This is a genomic window from Mycobacterium sp. NGS22, from assembly GCF_059813095.1.
Genome location: NZ_JCALDY010000021.1, coordinates 64,841 through 88,056, shown reverse-complemented (window position 1 = coordinate 88,056; position 23,216 = coordinate 64,841). Strand labels below are relative to the sequence as shown.

Below are 23,216 nucleotides of genomic sequence, written 5' to 3'. Positions count from 1 at the left end.
GCGGGCGCCTCGTCCCGTTTGCTGCTGCAACTCTTCGATCAGGTCCGACGCGTTCGCCTTGGTGAGATCGTCGGGGACCTCACGCCCGGCCTCCCGGGCCAGCGTGTCCAGGTAGCTGCGTTGCGCACCCGTCATCGGTTCGTCTCCGGTGACCCACTCGGACGTGTCCTTCTCGGGGTTCTCTTGCGGCGCTTGTCGGTTGTCGTCGTTCGCGTTACTCATCCCCGTCGGATATCCGTCGCACACGTGTTCGAAACATCTCAGATGTCAACGCCCCGTCAGGCCGGCTACCACCAGCACGCAGCCGACCACCACGAGCAGAGCGGCGACTTCGAGTCGACGGCGTGCGGCGACCCAGCTGTTCAGCGCGGTCAGCGACCGCTGGGTGGCGTCCGGAGCCAGCAGGCAAGCGATCAACGAGACCTCGACCACGGCGAACGCGGTCACATTGAACAACAGCAACGCCGCGACCTGGGTCATCGCCGGCGCGCCCGAAGCCAGGATCACCGCCAGAGCGGCCAGGTAATCCACCGAGGGCAACGCGATTCCCAGACCGGCCACCGTCGCGATCCATAGCGAGTGACCGCCCAGCACTCGGCGCACCCGCGCCGGCAACTTGGCGAGGACCGCCTCGCGAACGAGGGTGTCGGCCGTCCGTCGGGTCGAGTCGGCGCGGCGGCGCAAGGCGACGGTGACACCCAGCACTATGCCGGCAGCCAGGGCCAATGCACCGATGAGTACCTGAACGTTGGGCAACGTGACGTGGCCGGACGCGACCAGCCGTCGTCGCAAGACGAAAATCACGACCAGGCCCACCGTGATCCCCATCGCGAAACCCCCGAGCAGGAATGCGAGCAACTGCAACGCCGGCCGAGGCCTGTTGAGCATCAGCAGCGACATGCCGATCCGGAACGGTTCGAGGCTGACGGCCAAGGCCATCACCAGGATTGTCAGCCACATAGCAGAGTTCGACGAGCTCAGCCGGGGGCTGGTCAGCCGACTTCGGCCTCGGGCGCGGTTTCGATGCTGACCAGTTCGGCCAGGCCGCTCATGGTGAGAGCGGACACCAGCAGGGGGTGGGAGACGAGCTGAATATGGTCGGCGTGCGCGAACAACGCGTTGATCGCCGCGCTGTCCAGATATTCCACGGCGCTGAGGTCTACGGTGAACCTTCCGCCCGCAGTCTCCGCTTCGGCGCTTGCGGTGTTCAGGGCTTGATTGAAGGCGTCGATGTTGCTCAGATCGATCTCCCCCGCCGCGAGCAGCACCAGTTTGCCGTCGTCGGAACGCGCCGTCTCAAGGGTGAGCAATGTGGGCATCAGGCGATCCTCGCGGATAGGCGGACAGTGGTTCCGGCGTTGTCGGTGTCGATGGTCACGTCGTGCATGAGTCGCCGCATCAAGGTGATACCGCGTCCGCGCTGAGATTTGGTAGACGGCTCAGGTGGCTTCCACGTCCCCGTGTCGGTGATCGTCAACTGCACCTCGTCGCCCAGCGCGACCGCGTCCACGCAGATCGAACCGTGCAATTTGTTGCGATGCCCGTGCTCGATGGCGTTGGACACGGCTTCCCCGGCGGCGATGAGCACGTTCATGGTCTGCTCCGGTCGCATTCGGGCTCGGGTCAACCAGGTACGCAACGCCGTGCGGGTCGGTGCTAGATGACTGGCGTCGGGCGGGAACTTCAACTCCAGTGGGCCAGGATGGCGGTGCAGCAGCAGCACAACGTCATCCTGATAGCCCCCCTGGGGCGCGACACCGGTCATGATCTCGTTCGCCAACTCGTCCAGGGGGTCGGCGCGAGCGTCCCCCGTCACCTCGGCGACTTTTGCGATGCCTTGCTCCAGGGGTGTGCGGCGCCGCTCCACCAGCCCGTCGGTGTAAAGCACCAGCGTGGAGCGCGCCGGCATGGTCACCCGGGCTTCGGGACGGTTCCAGTCGCGCCGTACCCCCAACGCGATGGTGTGACCGTCGGTCAGTACCTGCGCGGTGCCGTCGGACCGGACCAGGATGGGAGGCGGATGTCCGGCGCTGGAATACACCAGCTCGCCGGTTTCGGGGTTGAGCACCGCGCAGACTGCAGTCGTGCACTGGGCCCCGGCCAGTCGCGAGGCGAAACGGTCCATCCCGCTCAACGCCGCTGCGGGACTGGGATTTTCGAACAGCAGCGCCCGGCAGGCACTTCGGACCTGGCCCATGACGGTGGCCGCGGCGAGGTCGTGGCCCACGCAGTCGCCGACCACCATCGCAATCCGGCCGTCCTCCAACTCGATGACGTCATACCAGTCCCCGCCGACCTGCAGAGGCCGGCTGGCTGCCTGATAGCGCACCGCGAAGCCGCCCGGTAGATCAGCGGGCCCGAGAATCGCGTGTTGGAGCGCGAGAGCCGTTTCACGTTGCTGGTCGACTTGGTACACCCGTTGCAGGCCCTGTCCGAGACGGCCGGCCAGCACCGTCAGCAAGGTCTGATCCTCCAGGGTGAACGGCCGTTGCTCGGCCAGATCGATCCACACCACAAGCACGCCCTCGGGATGTTGCAGCGCGATACCGGCCGTGCCGGGCTCGGTGATGTTAGGTGTGAGAAGGTCGCCTTCGCGCAACGCGCTGACGAGTTGTCTTGTGCGAGACGGTAAATCGGCCCAGCGCACGGACTCACCGACCGACACGATCTGCGGTGTGTACCCGTTCTCCAAGGGAGAACTGCCCGTCGGGAAGGTGACGGCCAGGACGCGGCGCGCCCGCCATTGCCGACGAAGCTCCTCAGCGGCGGCCTGTAGCGCGTCATCGACGGTGTCTGCTTGGGCCAATTCCTGGTTGAGGGCGTGCTCGCGGCCTGCCGCCAGCGCCAGGGCGATAGCCGCGTGGCGGGCGAAGTCACTGACCAGTTCGAGGTAATCGTCGCTGAACTGTTGCTGCTGCGGGTGACGCGCAACAGCGATCACACCCAGTACGGCGTCTTGGGCGATGAGCGGCATCACGATCGCCGGGCGTTCACCGACGTCGGTGAAACCTTCGATCGGGTATGCGAAGGAATCGGTGATCAGCGGCAGGCCGCGGCGCGCGACCCCGCCGGTCGTAGAGCCTTCCATCGGAACCTGGCGACCGATGACCTCCGAGGCGTACCGGCCCGCGGTGGCCGCGACGATCAGGGTGTCCACCTCAGCGGCGGGCAGATCGGGCTCCCCGGGAACCAGCAGGATCGCTTGCTCGGCGTCGGCCAACTCCAGCGCTCGGTTCACGATGAGCTGCAGCGGTCCGGTCTGCGGGTCACCGGAGAGCAGCGCGGTGGTGATCTCGCGGCTGGCCTTCGTCCATTTCGCCGATTCGCGTTCGCGCTCGTAGAGTCGGGCATTGTCGATGGCGGCCGCGGCAGCCGTGGCCAGCGCCCACACGGTGCCTTCATGGGCATCGGTGAACACTCGCCCCGGCCGGTCGTCGGCTAGGTAAAGGCTGCCGAAGTCCTCTGCCCGGACCGTGATCGGTACCGCCAGCAGCGCGTGCAGCGGCGGGTCCTGGGGGCCCAGTTCGATCACCGGTGACTGCGCACTCAGGTCGTCGAGGCGGACACCATCACCGACCGGCAGGTCGCCGAGGCGTCGCGCGGTGGCATCGCCGATACCTGCGCGGACAAACGAAACCGGGTTGCCCTCCGCGGCGCGGATCACCAGCGCCCCGTACCGGGCGCCGGTCAACTCCATCGCCGCCTTGACGACGCGATTCAGCGTCACATTCAGGTCCAGATCCGAGCCGATCTCGACGATGACCCGTACCAGTTGCTCCATCTGGTCGCGCGCTGCCACCAGCTCGTCGAGCTGTTCGTGCATTTGGCTCACCAGGTCGCGCCGCCCTAGCCAGGTGAACGCGGATTCACCGCGGTCCTTGCTCATGGGATCAAACCTAATCCTCGGGGCCTGGCTTTTTGGCGCTTGGGTCATCGCAGTTCGGCGCCGTGTCCTTTTAACGATGCGATCGCTTCCCGCACGAAGCTCTGCGCCGGGTCGGTTCCTCGACCGCGCGGAACCGGCAATTCCGACGAACTCAGACGTGAGCCGGCATGCGGTCCCAGCCGCCCACTGCTGACGAGGACGAGATGACCGCGGCGTCCGGGTCGACGTCCCGGTAGGCGATGCCCAGCTTCACTGCAGCGGCTCTTCGCCCGCCAGGATGGTTCGGTGCATCAGTCGACCGCTGTCTTCGGCATAGGGCAGCACCCGGTGCATGGTTCCGGTGTTGTCCCAGATGAGCAGATCACCCGGCTGCCACTGATGTTGGTAGACGTACTGGGGCTGGGTGGCCCAATCCCGAAGGCGGGCAAGCAAAGCGCGACTTTCCTCGACCGGCAGCCCGACGACATAATCGGACGTCGCCCCCAACAGCAGCGACTTACGGCCGGATTGGTGGGTCCACACCAGCGGGCACGCCTTGGTGGGTGACTTCTGCCAGAACTCGACCTCGGCGTAACTCATCTCCGGGCTGACGTAGTACTGGGAGCGCTCCGCACTGTGCACGACCCGCAATTCCGCTATTCGCAGCTTTTCGTCTTCGGGGAGGTCCTCGTAGGCCCGGTAGGTGTTGCAGAATTCGGTCTGTCCACCGGTGTCGGACAGCCGTACCGCCCGCAGCAGGGTGGCCAGGTTCGGCAACGGCTGCAGGGAACCGTCGAAGTGCCAGAACATCGAGCCCTTCAGATATCTGGCGCGCTGGTTCACCTTTTCGTCGAGGGAAATCTTGTTGATGCCTCCCTCGCCTTCGTTCGCCACGACGGTGCCCAGCGTCTGGGCGATGGCAACTTGCTGCTCGTCGCCGATATCGAGCCCACGGAAGAACACCACCCCCCGGCGCTCGAGGATCTCGCGGATCGAACCGGCCGCCAGACCGCTGCGCAGCGTGTCGAGGTCGGTTCGTATTTCGCTGCCGATGTTCGGTGTGAGGTCGATGATTTCCAGCTGTGCGGAGCCCAGGCTCATGGCCTCAGCTCATTCTCGTGAGAATGGTGTTGGCCGAATGCTTTACCCGTGGCTGCTGCCACAGCTCGACTGCCAGCGAGACGGTGATCAACGAGTAGAGCAGATTGCGCAGATTCGCGACGTCGTCGGGCAGCGGTTCGGCGTAGTCGAATTTGTCGATATAGGCGACCGCTTCCTCGGCGTGCGGAAACACCTCGTTGTAGAACGCGCGGATCTGATCCATGGAACTGTTGACGCGCTTGACGTAGCGCTCGTGGCCGTCCTCGATCGCCCACTGGGGCACCAGGTGCTCGAGATGCGAGAATTCCTCCGGCAGAACGGCATTCATCGCTGACCTGCCTTCGCCTTCGCACCGGCCTCGACGTAGTCGCCGACCACCTTGTGCAGGTGCCGCAACAGGATCTCCTCGTCGTTCATCGTGAATTGTTTGAGGACACCGCTGTTGAGCATCGCCTGCAGCCCCTCGGAGGGACTGGCGTCTTCCAAGATGATGTCGTTGAGATAGGTCACGGTCAGTTCCTGGCCGAGCCGCTCCTTGTGCGTCTTGGGCGGCTGATAGAACATCTCGACTTCGAACAGGTGCGAGTGTGGGCCAGTCGGCCAGTGCGCATGGGTGCTGAAACCTGATGAACCGAAGATGATCACGAAGTTGGGGAAAAACTGGAAGGAGTCGAAACCGTACTTCTCCGACCTCGTGGGATTGATGCCCGGGGGCATCGGGCCCCGATCGAGTTTCTTGTTCCACGGTCCCGCCGCGCTTGCCTCCATGACGCACTCGATGGGCTTGGAGTACTCCGTCTTTCGCGACGGCTCGCCGGAGAACGAGAACATCCGGTGCGGGCCGCTGAGCTGATAGGCCAGGGCGTCGGTGAACGGATTCGGTTTGTCCAGTGCGTCTCTGGCCTCCGCGGTCACGCTGCCGAACGACGTCGCGTGCAGGTAGGGCCCGTGGTAACTCTCTGCGAAGCTGTCCACGAATATCTTCCAGTTGCACTGCAGTTCGGCGGAGAACTTGTAGACCTGGTGCGGGCCCTGGAACGGATAACCCTCGATGCCATGGGCGAGCTCACCGAGGTACGAACGCAGCGGCTCGGTGTTGTGCGGGTCGAGGTTGATGAAGATGAAACCCTCCCACACCTCGCACTGCACCGCCGGCACCCGGCAGCTGTCGGCGTCGAAATCCAGTAGCAGATCCTTGCGGGTCGGCGAATGCAGCGAGCCGTCCAGCTTGTAGCGCCAGCCGTGAAATCGGCAGTACAGCAACGGCGCCCGGCCCGACACTTCCTTGAACGGGTCGTCCTCCCACAACATCTTGTTGCCCCGGTGCGGGCAGATGTTGTGGAAAGCCCGGATCACCCCGTCCTTGCCGCGCACGACGATGATCGAGGTGTTCAACACCTTCAGTTCGCGGGTGAAATAACTACCCGAGCGCGGAACCCGTTCGACCCGGCCTACATAAAGCCACGTCTTCTTGAAGACGTGCTCGCGCTCTTTTTCGTAGAACTCTTCGGACACGCAGTCTTCGAGCGATACCGGGCCGCGGCCGAGTTCTGGGTAAGCGTCGGTCCAATGGCCGCTTGCGGGTTTGGTCACTGGGCTGTGGTGACTCATGGGCCCCTCCTCGCGCCGACGGTAACAGCTGCGGATTCCGTCGAAACAGCCGCAAAAACGCAACTGCCTGTTGCATGATTGGAACACTCCCCATGGAACAGCACCTCACATTCGACGTCGATGCCCTGCTGATATTCGGCAAGGTCGTCGAAAGCCGCAGCCTGTCGAAGGCCGCGCGGCTGCTCGGCATGCCCAAGTCCACGGTCAGCCGGAAGTTGACCAGGCTGGAGTCCGATCTGGGCATCAAGCTGCTGCGCAAGAACACGCACCAACTCACCGTCACCGACGTCGGTGAACAGATCTATACCCACGCGACGAGCATCTTGGCCGAAGCCAACGCGGTACGTGCACTGGTCGAAGCGAGCAGGCAGGAACCCCAGGGCGAGTTGCGGGTCGCGATACCGGTATTCGTCGGCATCGACTATGCATCGCGGGTCGGAGCCACGTTCCTGCAGCGCTATCCGCAGTCGCGGTTGGACATTCGATTGGTCGACAACATGGTCGACCCGGTCAAAGACGGTTTCGACGTGGTATTCGGTCCCGGTCCGCTGCAGGATTCGACGCTCATTGCACGGAAGGTGTTCGATCTGCAGCTGTTCCTGTGCGCCTCAAGGGATTTCGTCGCGCAGCTGAGCCATCCCCTCAGCGAACCGGCGCAACTCGACGACGTGCCGTTCATCGACTTCGGCTTCGGCGGACCCCGCAGACTCGCCCTCGCCCGGCACCATCGGCGATACGAGCTGTCACCGCCGGTACGCGCCCGCGCCAACAACTTTCAGGTGTGCAAGCAGTACATCTTGCAGGACCTCGGTGTGGGCGTCATGCCCACGCAGATCATCTGCACCGCGGAACTGCGCGCAGGCACCATCGTGCCGATCCTGCCCGAATGGACGCTCGAACCACTGGCGGTACACATGATCTATCCTTTCGAGCTCTCGTTTTCCACGTTGATCAGCGCCTTTTACGACACCGCCTGCCAGATCATCGTGGAGAACATCGCCAAAAGCCGAGATCTGTGAACACCACGTTGCAACGGGTCAGCGGCCTACCCTGCGTACGGGATCGAAGTCGCGAAGCGCTTGCGGTTGCTTGCCGGTGGTGATGTGTTCGGCCAACAGCCGTCCGGTCACCGGCCCGTGCGTGAGGCCCCACATGCCGTGGCCGCCGGCCACGAAGACCCCGGGTGACACCTCACCGATCAGGGGCCGACCGTCGGGGGTGACCGGGCGCGAGCCGACCCAGACATCGCTGCGGTCCTCCCAGCGCACTCCGTCCAGCAATGGGTCGGCAGAGGCCACGATGGCGTTCACCCGTGCGGGCATGACGGGTTCGTGCGGGCCACGGAATTCCATGGTTCCCGAAACACGCATCGCGCCTCGGTAGGGCGTGCACGCCACCCGTACGTCGGGCAGATAGATGGGACCTGGCATCGGACGTTCCACCGGCACCGTGAACGAATAGCCGCGACCGGCACGCACCGGGACACGCAACCCGTTGCCCGCCAATCGGGACAGCAGCGCGCCGGTGGCGACAACTACTGCCTCGGCTGCCAGCGGCTCGTCGCGCTCCGACTCGACCACGACGTGGCCGCCCCGGCGGCCGATCCCGGCAATGTCCCGTCGGCACAACGTTGCTCCGCGTTCGGTCACCGCGCGCCCCAGGGCCGTGACGAATCGGTGCGGATCGATGAAGCGCTGTCCGTTGATGTTCAGGCCGCTCGTGGCCGCGCGGCCGGCCAGCGGCACCGCATCGTGCAGCGCGGCCCCCGAGAGCGGGGTGATATCCATTGCCTGCCCGGCCTTTTCGAGCTCGCGTAGCTCTGTCAGCAAGCGCTGCGCCTGGGCGGAGGTCTCGAACACGGCGGTGATGGGCGCATCGGTCACCGGCGCGTCGACGCCGTTGCTGATCAGCACGTCGAAAGCCTCGATGCAGTCCTCGTTGAGGATGACGTTGGCATCCAGCGCGCGTCGGTAGGACGATGGCCGGCAGTTCGCCGCGAATCGGAGCAGGAAGAGCGCCAATCCGATGTCCCGGGTCAGCGGAATGTGCAGCGGTGCTTTGGTGTCGAGCAGGGAACGCAACCCATACCGCAGCACTGCAGGCGAATTCAACGGAAGGACCAGCCCCGGTGCCACCCAGCCGGCGTTGCCGCGCGACGCCCCGGCTCCGGGCTCGACACGATCCACCACGGTGACGTCGACTCCGCGCTCCTGGAGGAACCACGCCGTCGACAATCCGACAATGCCCGCGCCGACGACGATCGCCGAGCGCGGTCCTCCGTCAAACCGTTCGACGTAATCCATTACGTACCTCCCTAGTTGGTGTCACTGATCGCGATCGTGGAAGTGAATTCGAGCCGCCGCGCTTACCGTTATCGGACGAACAGCGGTGCTTGTTGCTGTGCTGCTACGCCAGTCGGGGACGCGCGACCGGGTGGCCGATACCGCGACCGCTGGTCTCCGGGATGCGCCTGAGCGCCGATCGGCTGGCGGCCACGAGCACAGCGGTGACAATGCTCAAACTCAACCAGGTGGACACGGCCGCTGCCACGGATTCGTCGAGTGCGGATCGGGACGGCTGACCGATGTGGTATCCCGCTGCATCCACCCGGATGTCAACGAGATCACCGACTTTCGCGCCTCGGGGTGCCGTTACCGCACCGGCGTGCTCGGTTCCGGCCGCAAACCAGCGGGCAGGCACGCTGACCGTCCTGGGGTCGGCCAGCGGCTGGTAGACGGCGTCGTCGCCGGCTACTACCGCCGTCACCTGCTGGCTGGTCTGGGCGTGCTGGGCGTAGAAGTTGCTGCGAGAGTCGTGGACTGCGATGCCGACGGCGACGGCGATCGGCAACCCCACCAGGATGATCAGCACAGCCCAAATCAGCATGGGTGTCGGTCGACGAAGGCGACGCGGGGTAGTCATCGACGATTCCTATCGGGGCGGGCAGCGTTGATACTTCGCTCATTGTGGCGCGCAAAGGGCGCAACGGGTTTGCCCGAACCGGACAACGGCGCGGTGGGCCGTTGTCGGCGTCACACAACGCTGTCCGGGCGTCGGGACCACTTGCTAGAGGTCGGTGCAGATGGACGCGAGGAACTGTTGGGTCCGGGACCGTGACTTCATCCGGACCACCGGGTCCTCGCCCAGCGGCACGATTCGTGCGGCCAGGTCCGTGACACCGGCATCCCGGTAGCTGCGAAGCCGCGCCAAGACGGCCGATTCGTCACCGGCCGCCATGGTGTCGCCGACGTCCTGTGCGTCTCCTCGTTCCAGCAGGCGGACATAGTTCGGCGAGAAGTCCGCATGGCCGAGGATTTCGCTCGCATCCGCGCGGGCCTGGTCGGCCTGGCTGTTCGAGCAGAGTGCCACTGGAACGCCTGCGACCACTCGTGGGTCCGACCGGCCGGCGGCGGCCGCGGTGAGCCGCGGGACGACGTAATCCCCTATCGCACGCTCGTCGGCCATCCACAAAATGGTGCCGCCGGCCCGCTCGCCGGCAAGCCGCAGCATGGTGGGCCCAAGCGCGGCAAGCAATACCGTCATCTCGGCCGCATCGGCGACATCGATCGAGCCGTTGACGTCATACGTCTCGTTCGTGACCCGCACGGGTCCGGGGCCGGAAAATGACGTCGCCAACACCTCGAGGTAGTCGCGCACCAGACGGGCCGGCCTGTCATAGGGAAGCCCCAGTTGGTCGCTGATGATCCAGTGATGCGAAGGGCCCAGGCCCAGGGTGAACCGGCCTCCGCAGGCCATGCTCGTCGTCAAGGCCTGCTGGGCCATGATCAGCGGGTGGCGGGTCTGGATCGGCACCACCGCGGTCCCGAGTTCGATGCGCTCGGTCACCTGCCCGATCAAGGCGACAGCGGTAAGCGCATCCAGATAGCCAGGAACTTGCGGCATCCAAAATGAGCTGAAGCCTGCTGCTTCAGCGGCTTTCGCGTCAGCCAGCAACCCGGACAAGCGCTCGGCGCGTGAACGCTCTTTGTCGGATCCGACCATGAGTCCGATTCGCATGGGCTTTCTCCTTATCGGGGTGCGGCCACGACGCCTCGGACGTTGATGTCGCGCCAGATCGCGATCTCGTCGACGAATTCTGGCGCCCGACCGAAGAGGTCGGCGAAGAACGCAATCATTTCAGTCCATGCCGGCATCGGCCCGACGATCACGTGGCGAATGTCGGCGAACCGCAGATTCGCGGTGACCTGCGCACGCACCTCTCCTCTGGCCCGGAACGAGGTCTTGTCCTCCTGGATCGTGCGCATGATCGTGAAAAGCCGCGTGGCCCACGGTCCGGTGATGGTCCGGCCGTCCGGTTGGGGCAGGTACGCGTATGCCTCCGGCATCCGCAGCCCGTAGTCGGCCTCCGCCGCCCAGATCATCGGGGCTGCCTGGTCACCGTTGACGAAATACGGTGCGACGAGGACTGTTTCGTCGCGACGAATGTTGTGGCTCGCCCACGTGCGGAAGAACAACGGGGTATGGAACGGCTGCCGTTGCAGCGGAGCGGGCACGATCACGACGAGTGCCGCGGCAACGGCCAGCAGCCACCGGAGCGCGAGGCGCGGTTCCAGGCGAGTCGCCCGGGTGATGACGATCGCGACGATCACGGCGACGGCCAGCCATGCGAAAACTGCAAAGCGCCCCGGCAGAACGTGTTTGAGGAGCGGTAGCTCGCCCAGCGGCAGCCACGGCAGCGGCACGGGCAGCCTTTCGTGGCCCACGTGCAGCCAGGGACCGAGTGACAGCACCATCAGCAGCGCCCCGGTGACGCTCGCGACGCGCACCCGAAGGTCGTTCCACTGGCGTGCTGCCACCCATGCCAGCAGGACCAGCAGCGGCAGGCCCAGGTAACCCGTCGCCTCGTGATAGAGACCGGTGAACTGGTGGGACATGTGCGTCGCCACGTCCGGGGCAAGCAGTTGGTAAGGCGTCGGAACGACGAGGTTGAGCAGATCGGTCGAGAACGTCTCGGGATGCTGGACCGGTCCGCTGATGCGCTGCGGTCCGAAAAACTGGGCGACGAGCGGCCCTGCCGTGAGCAGCGGGAATGTGAGAGCTGCGAGCCCTAGCGCCGGAGCGAGCCGGGCGGCTCCGGCGCGACACCGCGCCCAGACTCGGCCGTCGCGACGCGCCAACGCCATCACGCCCACCAACACTGCGGCCGCTACGGCGCTGGTGGCCAACACCTCTTCGGTGATGAGGAGTTGCACGGCGCTCAGGGTTCCCAGCGCCAGCCCGGACTGCCACGGTGGCCGCCGCCGGGTTACCAAGAGTTCGTCGATGACGAGCAGGAAGAGGGGCGGGACCCAGGCGGTGGCCAGGTTCAGGTGCAGAGCCGCGTGTGAGGCGACGTAGGGCGAAAAGGCGTAGACCGCACCACCGACCAGGGGACCAGCGCCATCGCCGGTCCAGCGGCGGATCGCGATCCACGCGGTGAAACCACTGAGGGCGATGCCCAGGACCATCAGGACGTTGAATCCGAAGATCGGACCGCCGAGTCTGGCCGGCAGCCAGCCCAGCAGCCCCAGGAGCGTCATCGGGGTGTTCCACATCAGGTTCACGCCATCGGGCGCATTGATCTGGGTCGTGAAGAACGGATCGAGCCCGTTAGCCAGCGCGTGGGGTGTCCAACCCAGAAACCAGATCGTCTGGTGCTGATCGCAGCAGTTCCCGGCCCATCCCGATCTCGGTCCTGTCCAGGCACGGAAGGTGAGCGCGACGGCGCCGACGAGATAGACGACGAACGCGCTGAGTGCCCGTCCGCTGCGCCATCCGCGCTCAACCGGCCTTGCTGTCACGCGCCGATTATCGGTGACGCGACTTTCGGTTCGGCCGTTCGACGCAACCCCGACTCGGCCACAGCAACGTCGGGTTCGCATTCGCCGGCGGCCAGTTCCGGTGGTTGGCGTAGGCCCACACCTCCCACGGATTGTCGTAGTAGGCCACGGTTTCGACCAGGCGGTACCAGTTCTGCTCGCGGTGGAACATCCAGTAGCCCGTGCCGACCACGACGCCGCCGACCATCCAGCCGACGTAAGTGATCGGGAACAGCGGGCCGAAGATCCTGCTCTGCCAGACATGCACCGATTCGTGGTCGGCCATCAGGCTCTCGGTACCCGGCCCGGCGCCGAGGCTGGTCGTGACGTTGCCCAGCGTGGTGACGAAGCCCGGCAGCCCGACGCCGCCACGGTAGACGTGGGCACCCGCCCGCTGACTGAGGGTGGGGTCGTAGCCGGAGTTCGGCATGAGCTCGTTGGCGAGTTGCAGCCCGTAGCCCAGGACGGTGCCCACCGCCCCCCAGGTGTGGTCCAGCAGGAACGCGGCCCAGCCCTGCCAGGCGCGGAAGTCGTAGATGTTCAGCTGGCGGCGGATCACCCGGTTCATGCGGCGAGATTAGGCCAATATGATTCGGCCGAGTCAAAGTCTGGGCTCAGACGCCCGGTGCTGGCACGGTGGTGGTTCGTGCGGGTGTGGCTGAGCGGCTAGGCAGCGGCCTGCAAAGCCGTATACACGGGTTCGAATCCCGTCACTCGCTCCGCACGCTTTCCCCGCGAGCAGACGCAAAAGCCCCTCATTTCGGCACGAAATGGGGGCTTTTGCGTCTGCTCGCGGGGGGCTGGGCGGCGCGCTCAGGCGCGGTAGCGGGCTACCGACTCCGCGTACTTGTCGAGCAGTCGCAGCGAATCGTCCCGCGGCTTGGTGGGCAGCAGCAACGCGAGTTGCTCGAAGCCCAAGTCCTCGGCGGCACGCCAGTAGTCGAGATCGGAGGGCGCGCCGAACATCGCCAGCGGGACATCGTGGTTGGCGGCGTCGCGCAGTTGCTCGACGCGGCGGCCGATGTGATCGATGGGAAACGGATTCGATATCCAGCCCGCCTCATGCCGGACGATCCGCTTGACGGTCGCGTCGGAGTCGCCACCGATGAAGATCGGCGGATGGGGTTTGCGTACCGGTTTCGGGCGGCTGTACGACGGCGGGAAGTCCACGTATTTGCCGTGGTGTTCGGCGGGTTCGTCGGTCCACAGCGCTTTGATGGCCTCGATCCGTTCGTCCAGCAGGGCACCGCGCGTCTTCGGGTCGGTACCGTGGTCGCGCATCTCTTCGAGATTCCAGCCCGCGCCCACGCCGAACACGAATCGGCCGTCAGAGATCAGGTCGATGCTGGCGGCTTCCTTGGCGGTGGTGATCGGGTCGCGCTGGATGAGCAACGCGATACCGGTGAACAGCTCGATCTTCGACGTGACCGCCGCGGCTGCCGCGAGCGTCACGAACGGGTCCAAGGTGCGGTAGTAGATCGACGGCAGCTCACCGCCGAGCGGATACGGCGTTTCCCGGCTGGCCGGGATGTGCGTGTGCTCGGCGACCACCAGGGACGCGAATCCGCGTTCTTCGATACCGCGGGCCAGTGACACCGTGTCGATGCTGTCGTCGTTGACGAACGTGGCGATCCCGAACTTCATGCGCTGTTCCTGTCTGTCGGCTTCCCAGACCTCGACAACCAATCACGGCCGAATATTCCCCTCACGTCGGATTTGTTGCAGCGCAGTTGGATTCAGCTAACGTGGTGGTCGATTAGCCCGTAGAGCATGTTCACCGTGCGGTCCAGTGGCTCGGTGGAACGTGCAGCGAGGCAGAGGATCACCGCGCCCTCGACGGCGGCCACCACGGTGGTGGCCAGCGCTTCGGCCTTGTCGTCGGCCGCTCCGTCGGCCCGCAGGCGTCCGGCGATCATGGTCTGCCACGCCGAAAACGCCTCGCCGGCGGCGTCTGCGGCCGATGGTGACTCCGAACGTCCGAGGGCGGCGGCGACGATCGGGCACCCGGCGCTGAAGTCGCTGGAACGCAGCGACTCCTTCCAGGACTCGACGAACGCGGCCAACGACTCGCGTCCGGTGCCCGCCAGCGTCGTGTCGAAGAGTTGACCCGCCGTGCGGGTGGCCTCGGTCATCAACTCGGACTTCCCGCCCGGAAAATTCACGTAGAGCGAGCGGCGCGCGGTGCCGCTGTGCTCGAGAAGTTCAGCCAGCCCGGCTCCAGCCACGCCCTTGCGGCGCAGCAGATCAATGGCGCTACCGATCAAACGCTCACGGGCGGTCATGGTTGCAGTATACCGATTGGTCTACTATGGTTCGGTAGACCGATCGGTATACACAGGGAGATCGCCATGACCCACAGCGACAAGACGTTGCGAAAATTCCGCCGGGAACGCGCGATCGGACGCTATGTGCTCAATCCGGTCGTGAGAGGAATGGGCAAACTGGGATTGCGTACCGCGCTGGCCACCGAGTTGGAGACCGTTGGGCGCAAAACCGGTCTGGCACGCCGCGTTCCGGTGTCCGCGCAGTTCGACGGCACCGGCGCGTGGGTCATCAGTCAGCACGGCACCCGCTCGGGCTGGGGGCGCAACATCGTCGACAATCCCAATGTCCGTGTGCGGCAGGGCAACCAGTGGCGCAACGGGGTCGCGACGATAAGACCTGACGACGACGTCGTCGCACGGGGCCGCAAATTCGGGCGATTAGGCGCGAAGGTGGTCAAGACGCTGGAGACGACACCGGTGTCGGTGCGAATTGATTTCGCCGATTAGGACGTGCCGCGCCGGGACACGGCGTCTGGGGCGAATCTCGTTGTGAAGCTTTGGCTTTGGATGTGAAGTGACGGCTTTCGGCGTGAGCCCGTGGTGGGAAATTCGACAGAAATCCGGTCGAGGATTCCCCCGCAAAGCTGAAAGCCCGAATTCTCCCAACACGGTAGCGACGCCTCGTTCGGTTCGTCGAGTCGATTCGGAAACCGTTGGCGCGCAACGTATTCAGTCGTAGATGACGGCAAGTCCCCGCCGCTGCAAGTCGGCCAACCCGTCCCGCATGGCTTGGAGTTGTTCGGGGGAATGCCCCTCCCAGTCCGTGAGCTCGCCGACTATTCTCACCGGCTCCCGCGTGCGGAAGGAGTGGGTGGGGTTACCGGGCAGCTTCTTGTCCGCCACGTTCGGGTCGTCCTCCAGCACACCTTCCGGTTCGACGATGTAGACCCGGCCGCGGCCGTCGCCCTGCGCCAGCTCGGCTCCCCACACCGCTGCATCGAGGGTCCGGGTCAGGTAAACGTGATTCGACAGGCGGTCGGCGTCGTAATTCGACCGGCGCCCCGGCACCAACAGATCGCCCACGGCAAGCTCCGCCTTTGGTGCCGTGCAGCAGCGCACCCGACGGATGAACTTCGAAAGGTTTCGGCGCGGGAGTCACAACCATCCTCGAGGTGTCACGGGGGTTCTCGCGAACAGCAGTGTAGCCGCGTCTTGCCGGGACTCCTGATTCGTCACGACCTCGAAGTGGGTAAAGGGTAGGACGGCCGGCGCTTAGGAGGGAATGTGCGACAGAAGCTCGACGAGCCTGTTGCTGCAACGGTTGAATCGTCCCCTGATGCAGCACCGGCCGATCGGCCCCCCACCACACCGGCGACAGCTCGGTGGTCGAACTCGATCACGAATTCCGATCTGCGAATCGCGATGATATGCGCCCTGCTATGGCAAGCAGTAATGACCATCCTGGGCGCAACCCTTTTCTCCAATCAGTCGGGATTCTTGGATCACACGATGCTGTGGGATGCGAAGTGGTATCTGAACATCGTGAACGAGCGCTACCTCGGCAGCGCCGAGTCGCCCGCCTTCTATCCGCTCTTTCCCCTGACTCTCGGCGCACTGGGCGTCACTACTTTTCATAGCATTCCCTACCCCCAGTTGGGCCTGCTGCTGAATACCGCCTGTCTTGGCTTGGCCATCGCCGCGCTGCTGACGATCACGCGGGAGTTGGGAATTCGCAGCACTCGGCACATCACCGTCGGACTGTTTCTCGCAGCGCCGGCCGCTGTCTTCATGCACCTGTTCTATACCGAAGCGATTTTCGTCGCACTCGGGTTCTGGGCGTACGCGTTCGCCCTGCGCCGGCAATGGTTGTTCATGGCGCTCACGCTGGCGTTCCTCACCGCGACACGCCTGCCTTCCGTACTCTTCTTCGGCCTGTGCGGACTGGAATACCTGCGGGCCTACAACTGGAACATCAAAACAGCGTGCAACCGCAACCTCGCTTATTTCGGCTTGGCCCCCGTCGGGTTCTTGCTGTACGGCTTGTATCTCGCAATTTATCGCCACGATTTCTTCGCGATGTTCCACGCCTACTCCAATGCCTGGAACTATCTTAATTTCGAGCCGAATTTCCTCTATTCGATTTGCAGAGCCATACACGAAACGACTCAAGCGGTCCTCGGCATCCGCAGTTTCGACAACAACATCACCGTGAATTTCGCGATCCCGCTTATTTGCCTCGCGGCGATTTTCGGGTCGTCACTCTACCTACTGTTCCGGCATCGAGGCGCCGGCATTCCCCTCGGCATCTTCGGACTGTGTTCGATCGTCTTCTTCACCATCAACAGCAGTTTTGTGGCGGTGCACCGATACGCATTGCCGTGCCTGAGCGTCTATGTGGCGCTGGCACTGCTCTACGCCAAGTTCCGCAGAGCGAGAGTCTTGGTCATGGGTATCGGCCTCGCGATGCTCGCCGCGCAGACGGTGATCATCCACATGCTGTTCGTGACGAAGGATTTCGCCGGGTAAGCCTCCGGTCCCTATCTGGCGGTGCTGTTGCGACGACGTCGTGCAGCGCTGGCCTTGAGCACGTCAGAGTTTGCCTGCTCCTGCGCCTGCGCGGCCAGCGTCGAGGCGCGGTTGGCATAGGCGATGGCCTCTTGCTCATTGCTTGCTTGTTTGTCGTGCGCGGCCGCCAGATGCCTTCGGGCCTCCTCGGATCGAGCGAGCGCCTCGGCGCCGATGCGGTCACGGTACTTGGCCACGTAATCGGAGACCTGGCGCACTCTGGAGTCCGCGGTGGACAAAGCCTGCGCCAACGAGTAACCCCGCGCGTCGGTGGCGACCGGGCCCGCATCGGCCGGCGCCCTGCGTCGCCGACGTCGCCGATAGAGGAGCAACAGCGCCAGGAGCACGATCGCGACGACGATGACGATGATCGCCGGCCGCAGCCACATCCGTTGTGCGGGGCTCGCCGATTTGCTCAATCCGTCGGCCGCGGCGAGCGCCGCACCGCTCCAGTCTCTGGCGGCCACCTTCGGGTCGATGTCGTTGCGTTGCAGACTGTTCAACTCGTCGGCGGTAAGGGCTTTCGGCGGCACGGTGAACGTGTACAGCTTGGTGTTGGTGGCTACAGCCAACAGCGCGTCGTGGTCACCCATCCCGCTGGCTTCGCGCGTTCGATCGGCCCAGTTCTCGGGTTTGAACCTGTTGAAGTTGTCGACGTAGACCACCCACAGTTGGATGTGCCGATCGCGGTGGAGCCGGTCGACGGCCGCGCTGACCGCCGCCCGGTCGGATCCCGTCAATGCCCCGGTGCCATCAGTGACGTGATCGGTGAGCTTGGACGGTGGTTGAGCGCCCGCCGGGCTCATCAGCAACAAGGCTGCCGCAAGGATTGTCAGTACTACACCGAACAGGCGAACAATGCGCATGAGGGCAATCTAGTCCGCCGTCAGATCGTCGGATGTGCCACCGCGGCGACCCGTGTCTGGGTCAGGGGGACGGTGTTAGCGTCATCGCGTGACCATCAACGACATCGCACTGACAACCCTCGACGGCAAACCGGCCACGTTAGCTGAATTGTCCGGCGGCGCAACGCTTGTGGTGAACGTCGCCTCCAAGTGCGGACTCACTCCGCAGTATGCGGCGTTGGAGAAGTTGGCCAAGGACTATCGCGGGCGGGGGTTGACGGTCGTCGGCGTCCCATGCAACCAGTTCATGGGTCAGGAACCGGGCACCGCCGAAGAGATCCAGACGTTCTGCTCGTCGACCTACGGGGTGACGTTCCCGCTGCTGGAGAAGACCGACGTCAACGGCGACGACCGCCATCCGCTCTACGCCGAACTCACCAAGGCCGCCGACTCCGACGGGAAAGCCGGCGACATCCAGTGGAACTTCGAGAAGTTCCTGGTGGCGCCGGACGGTGAGGTGGTGAATCGGTTTCGGCCACGGACCGAGCCAGACGCGCCGGAGGTCATCAGCGCTATCGAGGCCGTGCTACCCCGGTGACTTCCCTCTATCGGGTAAGCCGCCGGTTGGCACCTGGGCGATCCCGACCGAGGACCCGGGCGCGGCGAAATGGACAACACTCTGTCTGAGCGTCCTCAAAGAGGTTGAGGGTCAGCGCCTTTGACGTCAATCGGGCCAACTGCGCGAGAGTCCTGCGTTCGCTACCGGGACGGGGCTAGGCTCCAAAGGCGGGGTTCGGTGCCGACTCGCAGGTCGATGCGTCACGACCACGCCAGGTGAGGAGGGCACGAGGATGTGCGGGATATTCGCCGCGATGACACGCCGTGGCCTTTCGAGCGATCGGCGGGATGCGGCGCTCAAGCTCTTGGAACATCGCGGTCCGGACGGATACGGCACCTGGACATCGCGGGACGGGCAGTGGACGCTCGGGCACACGCGGTTGTCGATCATCGGTCTGCGCAACGGGACTCAACCCATGACGAGCCCGGATGGTCTCGTGCATGTGGTGGTGAACGGCGAGTTCTACGGGTACCGCGAGATCCGCGAGCGTCTTCGCGCCAGCGGCTATCGCTTCTCCACCGAAAGCGACAGCGAGATCGCGCTGCACCTCTATGCCGAACAGGGCATCCAGGCCGCGACGTCCTTAAGCGGCGAGTTCGCAGTCATCATCGCCGACGAACGGCAACGCGCGATGTATGCGATCCGCGATCGTTTCGGAGTCAAACCGCTCTACTACGCGGCGCTGGGCGGCGACGTGTACTTCGCCTCGGAGATCAAGGCGTTGGTGGCGCTGGGCGTACCGGCCAGGTGGGATCTCGAGGGCGCCACCGGAGGGTTCGGAAGATCGCACGAGAAAACCGAATTCGCCGGGATCAGTACCGTGCCGCCGGGTTGTTACGCGATCGCCCGAGACGGCGATGTTCGCATCTACCCGTACTGGGATTGGGAGATCCTGACGGCTGATCAGATGCGCGCGGACACCCGCAGCGAAGCCGAAATCGTCGGCGACTTTCGTCAAGCCCTGCAGGATGCGGTGCGGCAACGGCTGGTCGCCGACGTGGAGGTCGCTTCGTATCTGAGTGGCGGCATCGATTCCTGTGCCGTGCTGGGACTCGCGCAGCAGGAAACGAGTCGCCCGATTCGCGCGTTCACGCTCACCTTCGAAAACCCGCTCTATGACGAGGCCAGCGTTGCCGAAGCGCAGGCCAAGCGCGTCGGCGCGACGTATCACCCGATACCGATCACCGGACGCGAGATTGCCGAGTCGTTCGCCGATGCGATCTGGCACGCCGAAACGCAGATGTTCAACGGCCACGGGGTTGCCAAATACCTCCTCAGTCGTGCCGTCCGGGCCGCAGGCATCAAGGTGGTGTTCACCGGCGAGGGCGCCGACGAGATGCTCGGCGGGTACCCGTACTACCGGGTCGACGCGCTGAACAACGACGCGACGTTGAGCGCGGATGAGCGACTGGCGTTGCTCGACGAGATGCTGGGCGCCAATGCTGCGACTCGGGCGCTGATGATGCCGGATCAAGTCAGCAGTCCGGAGATGCAGGCCGTGGAGCGAAGGCTCGGCTGGCTACCTGCGACACTCAATGTCGGTGCGGCGCAAACCAATAGCGTGGCGCCGCTGCTACGCGACGACCTCCCGACTTCGGTGCGGGAGTTTCAGCCGCTGATCTCGGCGCTGGATCGTCTACCGATCGCGCAACGCGTCGCCGGTCGTGACCACCTGAACCAGATGCTCTACATCAACGCCAAGACGGTACTGCCGAACTTCATTCTGAATTACCTCGCCGATCGGATGGAGATGGCTCACTCCATCGAAGGCCGCGTGCCGTTCCTGGACCATCGGGTGGCCGAGGCGGCGGCTCGGGTGCCGGTGAACCTGAAAGTCAGAGGCAACCGCGAAAAGCATGTCCTGCGTGAGGCTGCGAAGGACGTGTTGATACCCGAGGTGTATGACCGGCAGAAGCATCCGTTCACCACACCCCCGACGCGCGACCCGAACGACCCGATGCTGGTCTTCTACCGGGACACGTTTGCCTCGCAAGCGGCGAAGGATCAGCCGATCTATGACATGGACCGGGTCTCGACGGCGCTCGACGAACTGCTCGAGTCACCCGACGATCAGCGCATCGCGGTGGAAGGTGGGCTGCAGCGGGTTGCCAGCGTGATCGTGATGCAGGACCTGTTTTCGATGACGTGAGTTGATCTCCCGCAAACGGTCCAGCGCGCCTGGCCTTCCGCGCAGCTATATTGCTAGGTCGGTGATCCTGCTGATCAGGGAGTCGTAGATGGTGTATTCAAGCGGTGCAGGCATCGGTAAGAGGACTTTGCTCGTCACGTCAGTCCTGGTGGGCGTAGCTGTCCTCGCCATCTCCGGGCTGATGGGTTCGGGCTTGCGCGCTCCTGGGACAGCGCTGTGGTCGGCCCAAGCCGACCCTGGGTTCCACCCGCCCGACAACTGCGGGTCCCCGAACGACACCGGTCCCAGACTCGAACTGTGGAGAGCCGTCAAGGACCACGCTCCTCCCCCGGCAAATCCGTCGCCCAACATCTTCGTCAACGAATCATGGGCGCTCAAAGACGGTGGCCAGGGCAAGCACGACCTGCTGGCGATACCGAGGGCTCGCGTGACGGGAGTCGAATGCCCAGAAATCTGGGGGCCCAAGGCATTCAATCTGTGGAAGCCGGCCTGGGATGAGGCGACCAAGCGGTTCCAGGGCGTCGACGTCATGTTGGGAATCAACTCGTTTCACGGTCGCAAGCAAGATCAGCTGCACATTCACCTCACCGGTTTTCAGCATCAGGCCAGAACGCAGCTGAACGGCCTCAAGGGGATCCCGACGGATCTGTCGAAGTGGAACACGAGCATGTTTTCCGTGACGGGCCACGTCTACCGGATCGTGCGGGTCAACGATCTCGACACGAATGTCTTCAAGCTGGTGAAGGAACACATCGCGCAGAACGACATGTTCCAGCAGTCGATAGCCGTTGTCTCTGCTGCGCCCAGCAAGGGCTTCTACATACTTGCCACGCAAGGCAAACCTGACCCCGGAGAGCCGGAGCACAACCCCGAACTGCGCCTGGGCAACGACTGGGGCACCCAAGCGATCGAAGACCTTATCTCGCGGAGTTGACTCAAGCGGCAGGTACCTTCGTGCGGCGAAATACGCGGTGCCGCAGTGGGTCTCAGGCCAGCATTGGGTCGATCGCGGACCGAGGCACCAGCACCTGCGTGGCGTCGGGCAGCAGCGTGCCCTGGTCGAAGAAGAAGATCACCCCGTCGTTGACCACCGCGAAATTCTGGTAATTGGCAGGGTTGTACAGCGCAGTCTGCGCCACCGGTGACGCCGGTGGTGGCGTGCTCGTGACCGGCTGTCCCGGTTGCGGCGACGGCGTGGGCGTCCCGGCCGGAGACGGTGCCTGTTGCTTTGCCAGCTCAGCCTGGACGACGGGCGCTACGACTCGCAGCGGATCATCGACCCGCCACAACGGCGTGTGCTTCTTGTCGTCCGATGCGGCGGTGTAAAGGATTTCCTTGCGATAGGTCTGGTCCCAGTTGAACGACTTGAACGTCGTCTGCGGCTGCGCGCCGACGTTCCGGTACACCTTGAACACCACCGTCTGCGTTCCGCGCGGCGGAATTGCCGAGTTGTACTCCGTGGGCTTGATCCGCAGCTCAGAGGGCTTACTTTGGGTCCCACCCGACTTGGCCGCATTGACAAACGCATCGCGCGTCTGGGAGATGAAATCGGCGATCGGCTGCTGGTCGGGGTAATCCATCGGGATGCTGATGTCGACGCTGTATGCGGGGTCGGAGAGTTGGATCTCGCACGTGCCGCCGGTATTGCTGCCCTTGAGGTCGGCGCAGTAATCCTTCGGCGCCGCCACCGCCACAGCAGACGAACCGAGGATTGCCGCAGCCGTGATGACGGCAACGCTGAACAGACGCATGTGTGAATTCCTCCAAACAACGCGGCATGGCGCCGCGGACGAGAGATTGGCGTGCAGCATCGCTGCGAGGGGCAGACGGAGCTACCGCTTATTCAGGGTAGCCGTTCGAAACGTCTGGGCGAAGTCGCGCCGTATCCATCGGTCATAGGGTTGCGCGGACGTCGTCACCGTCACGGCCCGAGACCGGCGCCCGACTTCCTGGTCGAGGAAGTGAGTTGGTAGCACCTGTTGCACCACAGAAGGTTTCAGAAGGGGCGGGACAGACACCGACCACGTTCAGCCGGCATCAGATGAAAAACGCTGGCGCACAACGCGGTACAACACACTCAGCGACCTGCCAATTGCGCTGCGGCGCCCTCGTGGCGGAGAGGGAGACGAGTGCGCAGGGATCGGTTAGGGTGGGTGGCGGCACCCAGTACTTCCTCGGCAACGCCAGGATCCAAGACCTCATCAACGCCAAGCAGCTGGTCGAGGTATTGCCGAAATTCGGGGTCGAGGGCATCTACCCTCCCGAAGCGAAGCGCCGGAACTGTTGACCGGCGCATCAATCGGCGCGAGGTAGCACCGTCACATGAGCACTTAGACCGACCCGACGAAAGCTCCCGGGCGCCGCACGCAGGCGTTGTA

Annotated in this window: 23 protein-coding genes, 1 tRNA gene and 1 pseudogene; 8 read left to right on the top strand and 17 right to left on the bottom strand. The window is 64.5% G+C overall.

The genetic code is table 11. The annotated features are described in order from the left end of the window. The 7 genes from AC5Y47_RS19190 to AC5Y47_RS19160 form a co-directional block, all read right to left on the bottom strand. Positions 1-222 (bottom strand): DUF3072 domain-containing protein (locus tag AC5Y47_RS19190; protein WP_499945838.1); only part of this gene is annotated, 222 nt, incomplete at its 3' end. Positions 223-267: 45 nt separating this feature from the next. After that, the gene (locus AC5Y47_RS19185) at positions 268-960 is read right to left on the bottom strand and encodes a GAP family protein (RefSeq protein WP_499945837.1); all 693 of its coding nucleotides are present in this window, start codon (positions 958-960) and stop codon (positions 268-270) included. A gap of 32 nt (positions 961-992) precedes the next feature. Further along, positions 993-1,319 (bottom strand): STAS domain-containing protein, encoded by a 327-nt coding sequence (locus AC5Y47_RS19180; protein WP_499945836.1) that lies wholly within the window; start codon positions 1,317-1,319, stop codon positions 993-995. Next, a complete protein-coding gene (locus AC5Y47_RS19175; protein ID WP_499945835.1) occupies positions 1,319-3,886 on the bottom strand; it encodes a SpoIIE family protein phosphatase in 2,568 nt (855 codons plus the stop codon). The genes AC5Y47_RS19180 and AC5Y47_RS19175 overlap by 1 nt, the downstream gene beginning before the upstream one ends. A 249-nt stretch (positions 3,887-4,135) precedes the next feature. Then, on the bottom strand, positions 4,136-4,966 hold the full coding sequence (locus tag AC5Y47_RS19170; RefSeq protein ID WP_499945834.1) for a TauD/TfdA dioxygenase family protein: 831 nt from the start codon (positions 4,964-4,966) through the stop codon (positions 4,136-4,138). 4 nt (positions 4,967-4,970) lie between these two features. After that, complete coding sequence (locus AC5Y47_RS19165; RefSeq protein ID WP_499945833.1) at positions 4,971-5,294, bottom strand: hypothetical protein; 324 nt, start codon at positions 5,292-5,294, stop codon at positions 4,971-4,973. Beyond that, positions 5,291-6,577, bottom strand: a complete 1,287-nt coding sequence (locus AC5Y47_RS19160) for an aromatic ring-hydroxylating oxygenase subunit alpha (RefSeq protein WP_499945832.1) — start codon at positions 6,575-6,577, stop codon at positions 5,291-5,293. The genes AC5Y47_RS19165 and AC5Y47_RS19160 overlap by 4 nt, the downstream gene beginning before the upstream one ends. A gap of 92 nt (positions 6,578-6,669) precedes the next feature. Here AC5Y47_RS19160 and AC5Y47_RS19155 point away from each other — a divergent pair, with 92 nt between their 5' ends. Then, positions 6,670-7,596 (top strand): LysR family transcriptional regulator, encoded by a 927-nt coding sequence (locus tag AC5Y47_RS19155; protein ID WP_499945831.1) that lies wholly within the window; start codon positions 6,670-6,672, stop codon positions 7,594-7,596. An 18-nt stretch (positions 7,597-7,614) separates the two neighbouring features. On the opposite strand, the gene AC5Y47_RS19150 is transcribed toward AC5Y47_RS19155, so the two are convergent. The 5 genes from AC5Y47_RS19150 to AC5Y47_RS19130 form a co-directional block, all read right to left on the bottom strand. Beyond that, positions 7,615-8,880: an NAD(P)/FAD-dependent oxidoreductase gene (locus tag AC5Y47_RS19150; protein WP_499945830.1), complete on the bottom strand. Its 1,266-nt coding sequence runs from the start codon at positions 8,878-8,880 to the stop codon at positions 7,615-7,617. Positions 8,881-8,983: 103 nt separating this feature from the next. Then, the gene (locus AC5Y47_RS19145) at positions 8,984-9,499 is read right to left on the bottom strand and encodes an Rv1733c family protein (protein WP_499945829.1); all 516 of its coding nucleotides are present in this window, start codon (positions 9,497-9,499) and stop codon (positions 8,984-8,986) included. Between the two features lie 144 nt (positions 9,500-9,643). Then, a complete protein-coding gene (locus tag AC5Y47_RS19140) occupies positions 9,644-10,594 on the bottom strand; it encodes a TIGR03564 family F420-dependent LLM class oxidoreductase (RefSeq protein ID WP_499945828.1) in 951 nt (316 codons plus the stop codon). 11 nt (positions 10,595-10,605) lie between these two features. Further along, positions 10,606-12,378, bottom strand: coding sequence for a DUF6311 domain-containing protein (locus AC5Y47_RS19135; protein WP_499945827.1), 1,773 nt, complete (start codon positions 12,376-12,378; stop codon positions 10,606-10,608). A gap of 7 nt (positions 12,379-12,385) precedes the next feature. Then, on the bottom strand, positions 12,386-12,964 hold the full coding sequence (locus tag AC5Y47_RS19130; RefSeq protein ID WP_499945826.1) for a hypothetical protein: 579 nt from the start codon (positions 12,962-12,964) through the stop codon (positions 12,386-12,388). 80 nt (positions 12,965-13,044) lie between these two features. Here AC5Y47_RS19130 and AC5Y47_RS19125 point away from each other — a divergent pair. Then, positions 13,045-13,115, top strand: a tRNA-Cys gene (locus AC5Y47_RS19125). A 94-nt stretch (positions 13,116-13,209) separates the two neighbouring features. Here the strand turns inward: AC5Y47_RS19125 and AC5Y47_RS19120 are convergent. Beyond that, the gene (locus tag AC5Y47_RS19120; protein WP_499945825.1) at positions 13,210-14,040 is read right to left on the bottom strand and encodes an LLM class F420-dependent oxidoreductase; all 831 of its coding nucleotides are present in this window, start codon (positions 14,038-14,040) and stop codon (positions 13,210-13,212) included. Between the two features lie 92 nt (positions 14,041-14,132). Further along, a complete protein-coding gene (locus AC5Y47_RS19115) occupies positions 14,133-14,678 on the bottom strand; it encodes a TetR/AcrR family transcriptional regulator (protein ID WP_499945824.1) in 546 nt (181 codons plus the stop codon). Between the two features lie 66 nt (positions 14,679-14,744). Between AC5Y47_RS19115 and AC5Y47_RS19110 the strand changes: the two genes are divergently transcribed. After that, positions 14,745-15,167: a nitroreductase family deazaflavin-dependent oxidoreductase gene (locus AC5Y47_RS19110; protein WP_499945823.1), complete on the top strand. Its 423-nt coding sequence runs from the start codon at positions 14,745-14,747 to the stop codon at positions 15,165-15,167. A 222-nt stretch (positions 15,168-15,389) separates the two neighbouring features. Here the strand turns inward: AC5Y47_RS19110 and arr are convergent. Then, positions 15,390-15,825, bottom strand: a pseudogene (gene arr, locus AC5Y47_RS19105) (NAD(+)--rifampin ADP-ribosyltransferase). A gap of 119 nt (positions 15,826-15,944) precedes the next feature. Between arr and AC5Y47_RS19100 the strand changes: the two are divergent. Then, positions 15,945-17,186, top strand: coding sequence for a putative hexosyltransferase (locus tag AC5Y47_RS19100; protein ID WP_499945822.1), 1,242 nt, complete (start codon positions 15,945-15,947; stop codon positions 17,184-17,186). An 11-nt stretch (positions 17,187-17,197) separates the two neighbouring features. Here the strand turns inward: AC5Y47_RS19100 and AC5Y47_RS19095 are convergent, their stop codons facing one another. Beyond that, positions 17,198-18,091 (bottom strand): TPM domain-containing protein, encoded by an 894-nt coding sequence (locus AC5Y47_RS19095; RefSeq protein WP_499945821.1) that lies wholly within the window; start codon positions 18,089-18,091, stop codon positions 17,198-17,200. Between the two features lie 88 nt (positions 18,092-18,179). Here AC5Y47_RS19095 and AC5Y47_RS19090 point away from each other — a divergent pair, with 88 nt between their 5' ends. The 3 genes from AC5Y47_RS19090 to AC5Y47_RS19080 all read left to right on the top strand — a co-directional run bounded on the left by AC5Y47_RS19090 (position 18,180) and on the right by AC5Y47_RS19080 (position 21,772). Beyond that, the gene (locus AC5Y47_RS19090; protein WP_499945819.1) at positions 18,180-18,668 is read left to right on the top strand and encodes a glutathione peroxidase; all 489 of its coding nucleotides are present in this window, start codon (positions 18,180-18,182) and stop codon (positions 18,666-18,668) included. Positions 18,669-18,921: 253 nt separating this feature from the next. After that, positions 18,922-20,838: an asparagine synthase (glutamine-hydrolyzing) gene (asnB, locus tag AC5Y47_RS19085; protein ID WP_499945818.1), complete on the top strand. Its 1,917-nt coding sequence runs from the start codon at positions 18,922-18,924 to the stop codon at positions 20,836-20,838. Positions 20,839-20,926: 88 nt separating this feature from the next. Next, a complete protein-coding gene (locus tag AC5Y47_RS19080; RefSeq protein WP_499945817.1) occupies positions 20,927-21,772 on the top strand; it encodes a CDP-diacylglycerol diphosphatase in 846 nt (281 codons plus the stop codon). Between the two features lie 52 nt (positions 21,773-21,824). On the opposite strand, the gene AC5Y47_RS19075 is transcribed toward AC5Y47_RS19080, so the two are convergent. Further along, positions 21,825-22,589, bottom strand: a complete 765-nt coding sequence (locus AC5Y47_RS19075) for an RsiV family protein (protein WP_499945816.1) — start codon at positions 22,587-22,589, stop codon at positions 21,825-21,827. 398 nt (positions 22,590-22,987) lie between these two features. Between AC5Y47_RS19075 and AC5Y47_RS19070 the strand changes: the two genes are divergently transcribed. Beyond that, entirely contained in the window at positions 22,988-23,125 is a 138-nt protein-coding gene (locus AC5Y47_RS19070) for a hypothetical protein (protein ID WP_499945815.1), read from the top strand. Positions 23,126-23,216: the final 91 nt, after the last annotated feature.

Excerpts from the sequence above, each read along its gene's own strand:
- AC5Y47_RS19185 (WP_499945837.1), bottom strand. The coding sequence starts at position 960 with ATGTGGCTGACAATCCTGGTGATGGCCTTGGCCGTCAGCCTCGAACCG.
- AC5Y47_RS19180 (WP_499945836.1), bottom strand. The coding sequence starts at position 1,319 with ATGCCCACATTGCTCACCCTTGAGACGGCGCGTTCCGACGACGGCAAA.
- AC5Y47_RS19175 (WP_499945835.1), bottom strand. The coding sequence starts at position 3,886 with ATGAGCAAGGACCGCGGTGAATCCGCGTTCACCTGGCTAGGGCGGCGC.
- AC5Y47_RS19170 (WP_499945834.1), bottom strand. The coding sequence starts at position 4,966 with ATGAGCCTGGGCTCCGCACAGCTGGAAATCATCGACCTCACACCGAAC.
- AC5Y47_RS19165 (WP_499945833.1), bottom strand. The coding sequence starts at position 5,294 with ATGAATGCCGTTCTGCCGGAGGAATTCTCGCATCTCGAGCACCTGGTG.
- AC5Y47_RS19160 (WP_499945832.1), bottom strand. The coding sequence starts at position 6,577 with ATGAGTCACCACAGCCCAGTGACCAAACCCGCAAGCGGCCATTGGACC.
- AC5Y47_RS19155 (WP_499945831.1), top strand. The coding sequence starts at position 6,670 with ATGGAACAGCACCTCACATTCGACGTCGATGCCCTGCTGATATTCGGC.
- AC5Y47_RS19150 (WP_499945830.1), bottom strand. The coding sequence starts at position 8,880 with ATGGATTACGTCGAACGGTTTGACGGAGGACCGCGCTCGGCGATCGTC.
- AC5Y47_RS19145 (WP_499945829.1), bottom strand. The coding sequence starts at position 9,499 with ATGACTACCCCGCGTCGCCTTCGTCGACCGACACCCATGCTGATTTGG.
- AC5Y47_RS19140 (WP_499945828.1), bottom strand. The coding sequence starts at position 10,594 with ATGCGAATCGGACTCATGGTCGGATCCGACAAAGAGCGTTCACGCGCC.
- AC5Y47_RS19130 (WP_499945826.1), bottom strand. The coding sequence starts at position 12,964 with ATGAACCGGGTGATCCGCCGCCAGCTGAACATCTACGACTTCCGCGCC.
- AC5Y47_RS19120 (WP_499945825.1), bottom strand. The coding sequence starts at position 14,040 with ATGAAGTTCGGGATCGCCACGTTCGTCAACGACGACAGCATCGACACG.
- AC5Y47_RS19115 (WP_499945824.1), bottom strand. The coding sequence starts at position 14,678 with ATGACCGCCCGTGAGCGTTTGATCGGTAGCGCCATTGATCTGCTGCGC.
- AC5Y47_RS19110 (WP_499945823.1), top strand. The coding sequence starts at position 14,745 with ATGACCCACAGCGACAAGACGTTGCGAAAATTCCGCCGGGAACGCGCG.
- AC5Y47_RS19095 (WP_499945821.1), bottom strand. The coding sequence starts at position 18,091 with ATGCGCATTGTTCGCCTGTTCGGTGTAGTACTGACAATCCTTGCGGCA.
- asnB (WP_499945818.1), top strand. The coding sequence starts at position 18,922 with ATGTGCGGGATATTCGCCGCGATGACACGCCGTGGCCTTTCGAGCGAT.
- AC5Y47_RS19080 (WP_499945817.1), top strand. The coding sequence starts at position 20,927 with ATGGTGTATTCAAGCGGTGCAGGCATCGGTAAGAGGACTTTGCTCGTC.
- AC5Y47_RS19075 (WP_499945816.1), bottom strand. The coding sequence starts at position 22,589 with ATGCGTCTGTTCAGCGTTGCCGTCATCACGGCTGCGGCAATCCTCGGT.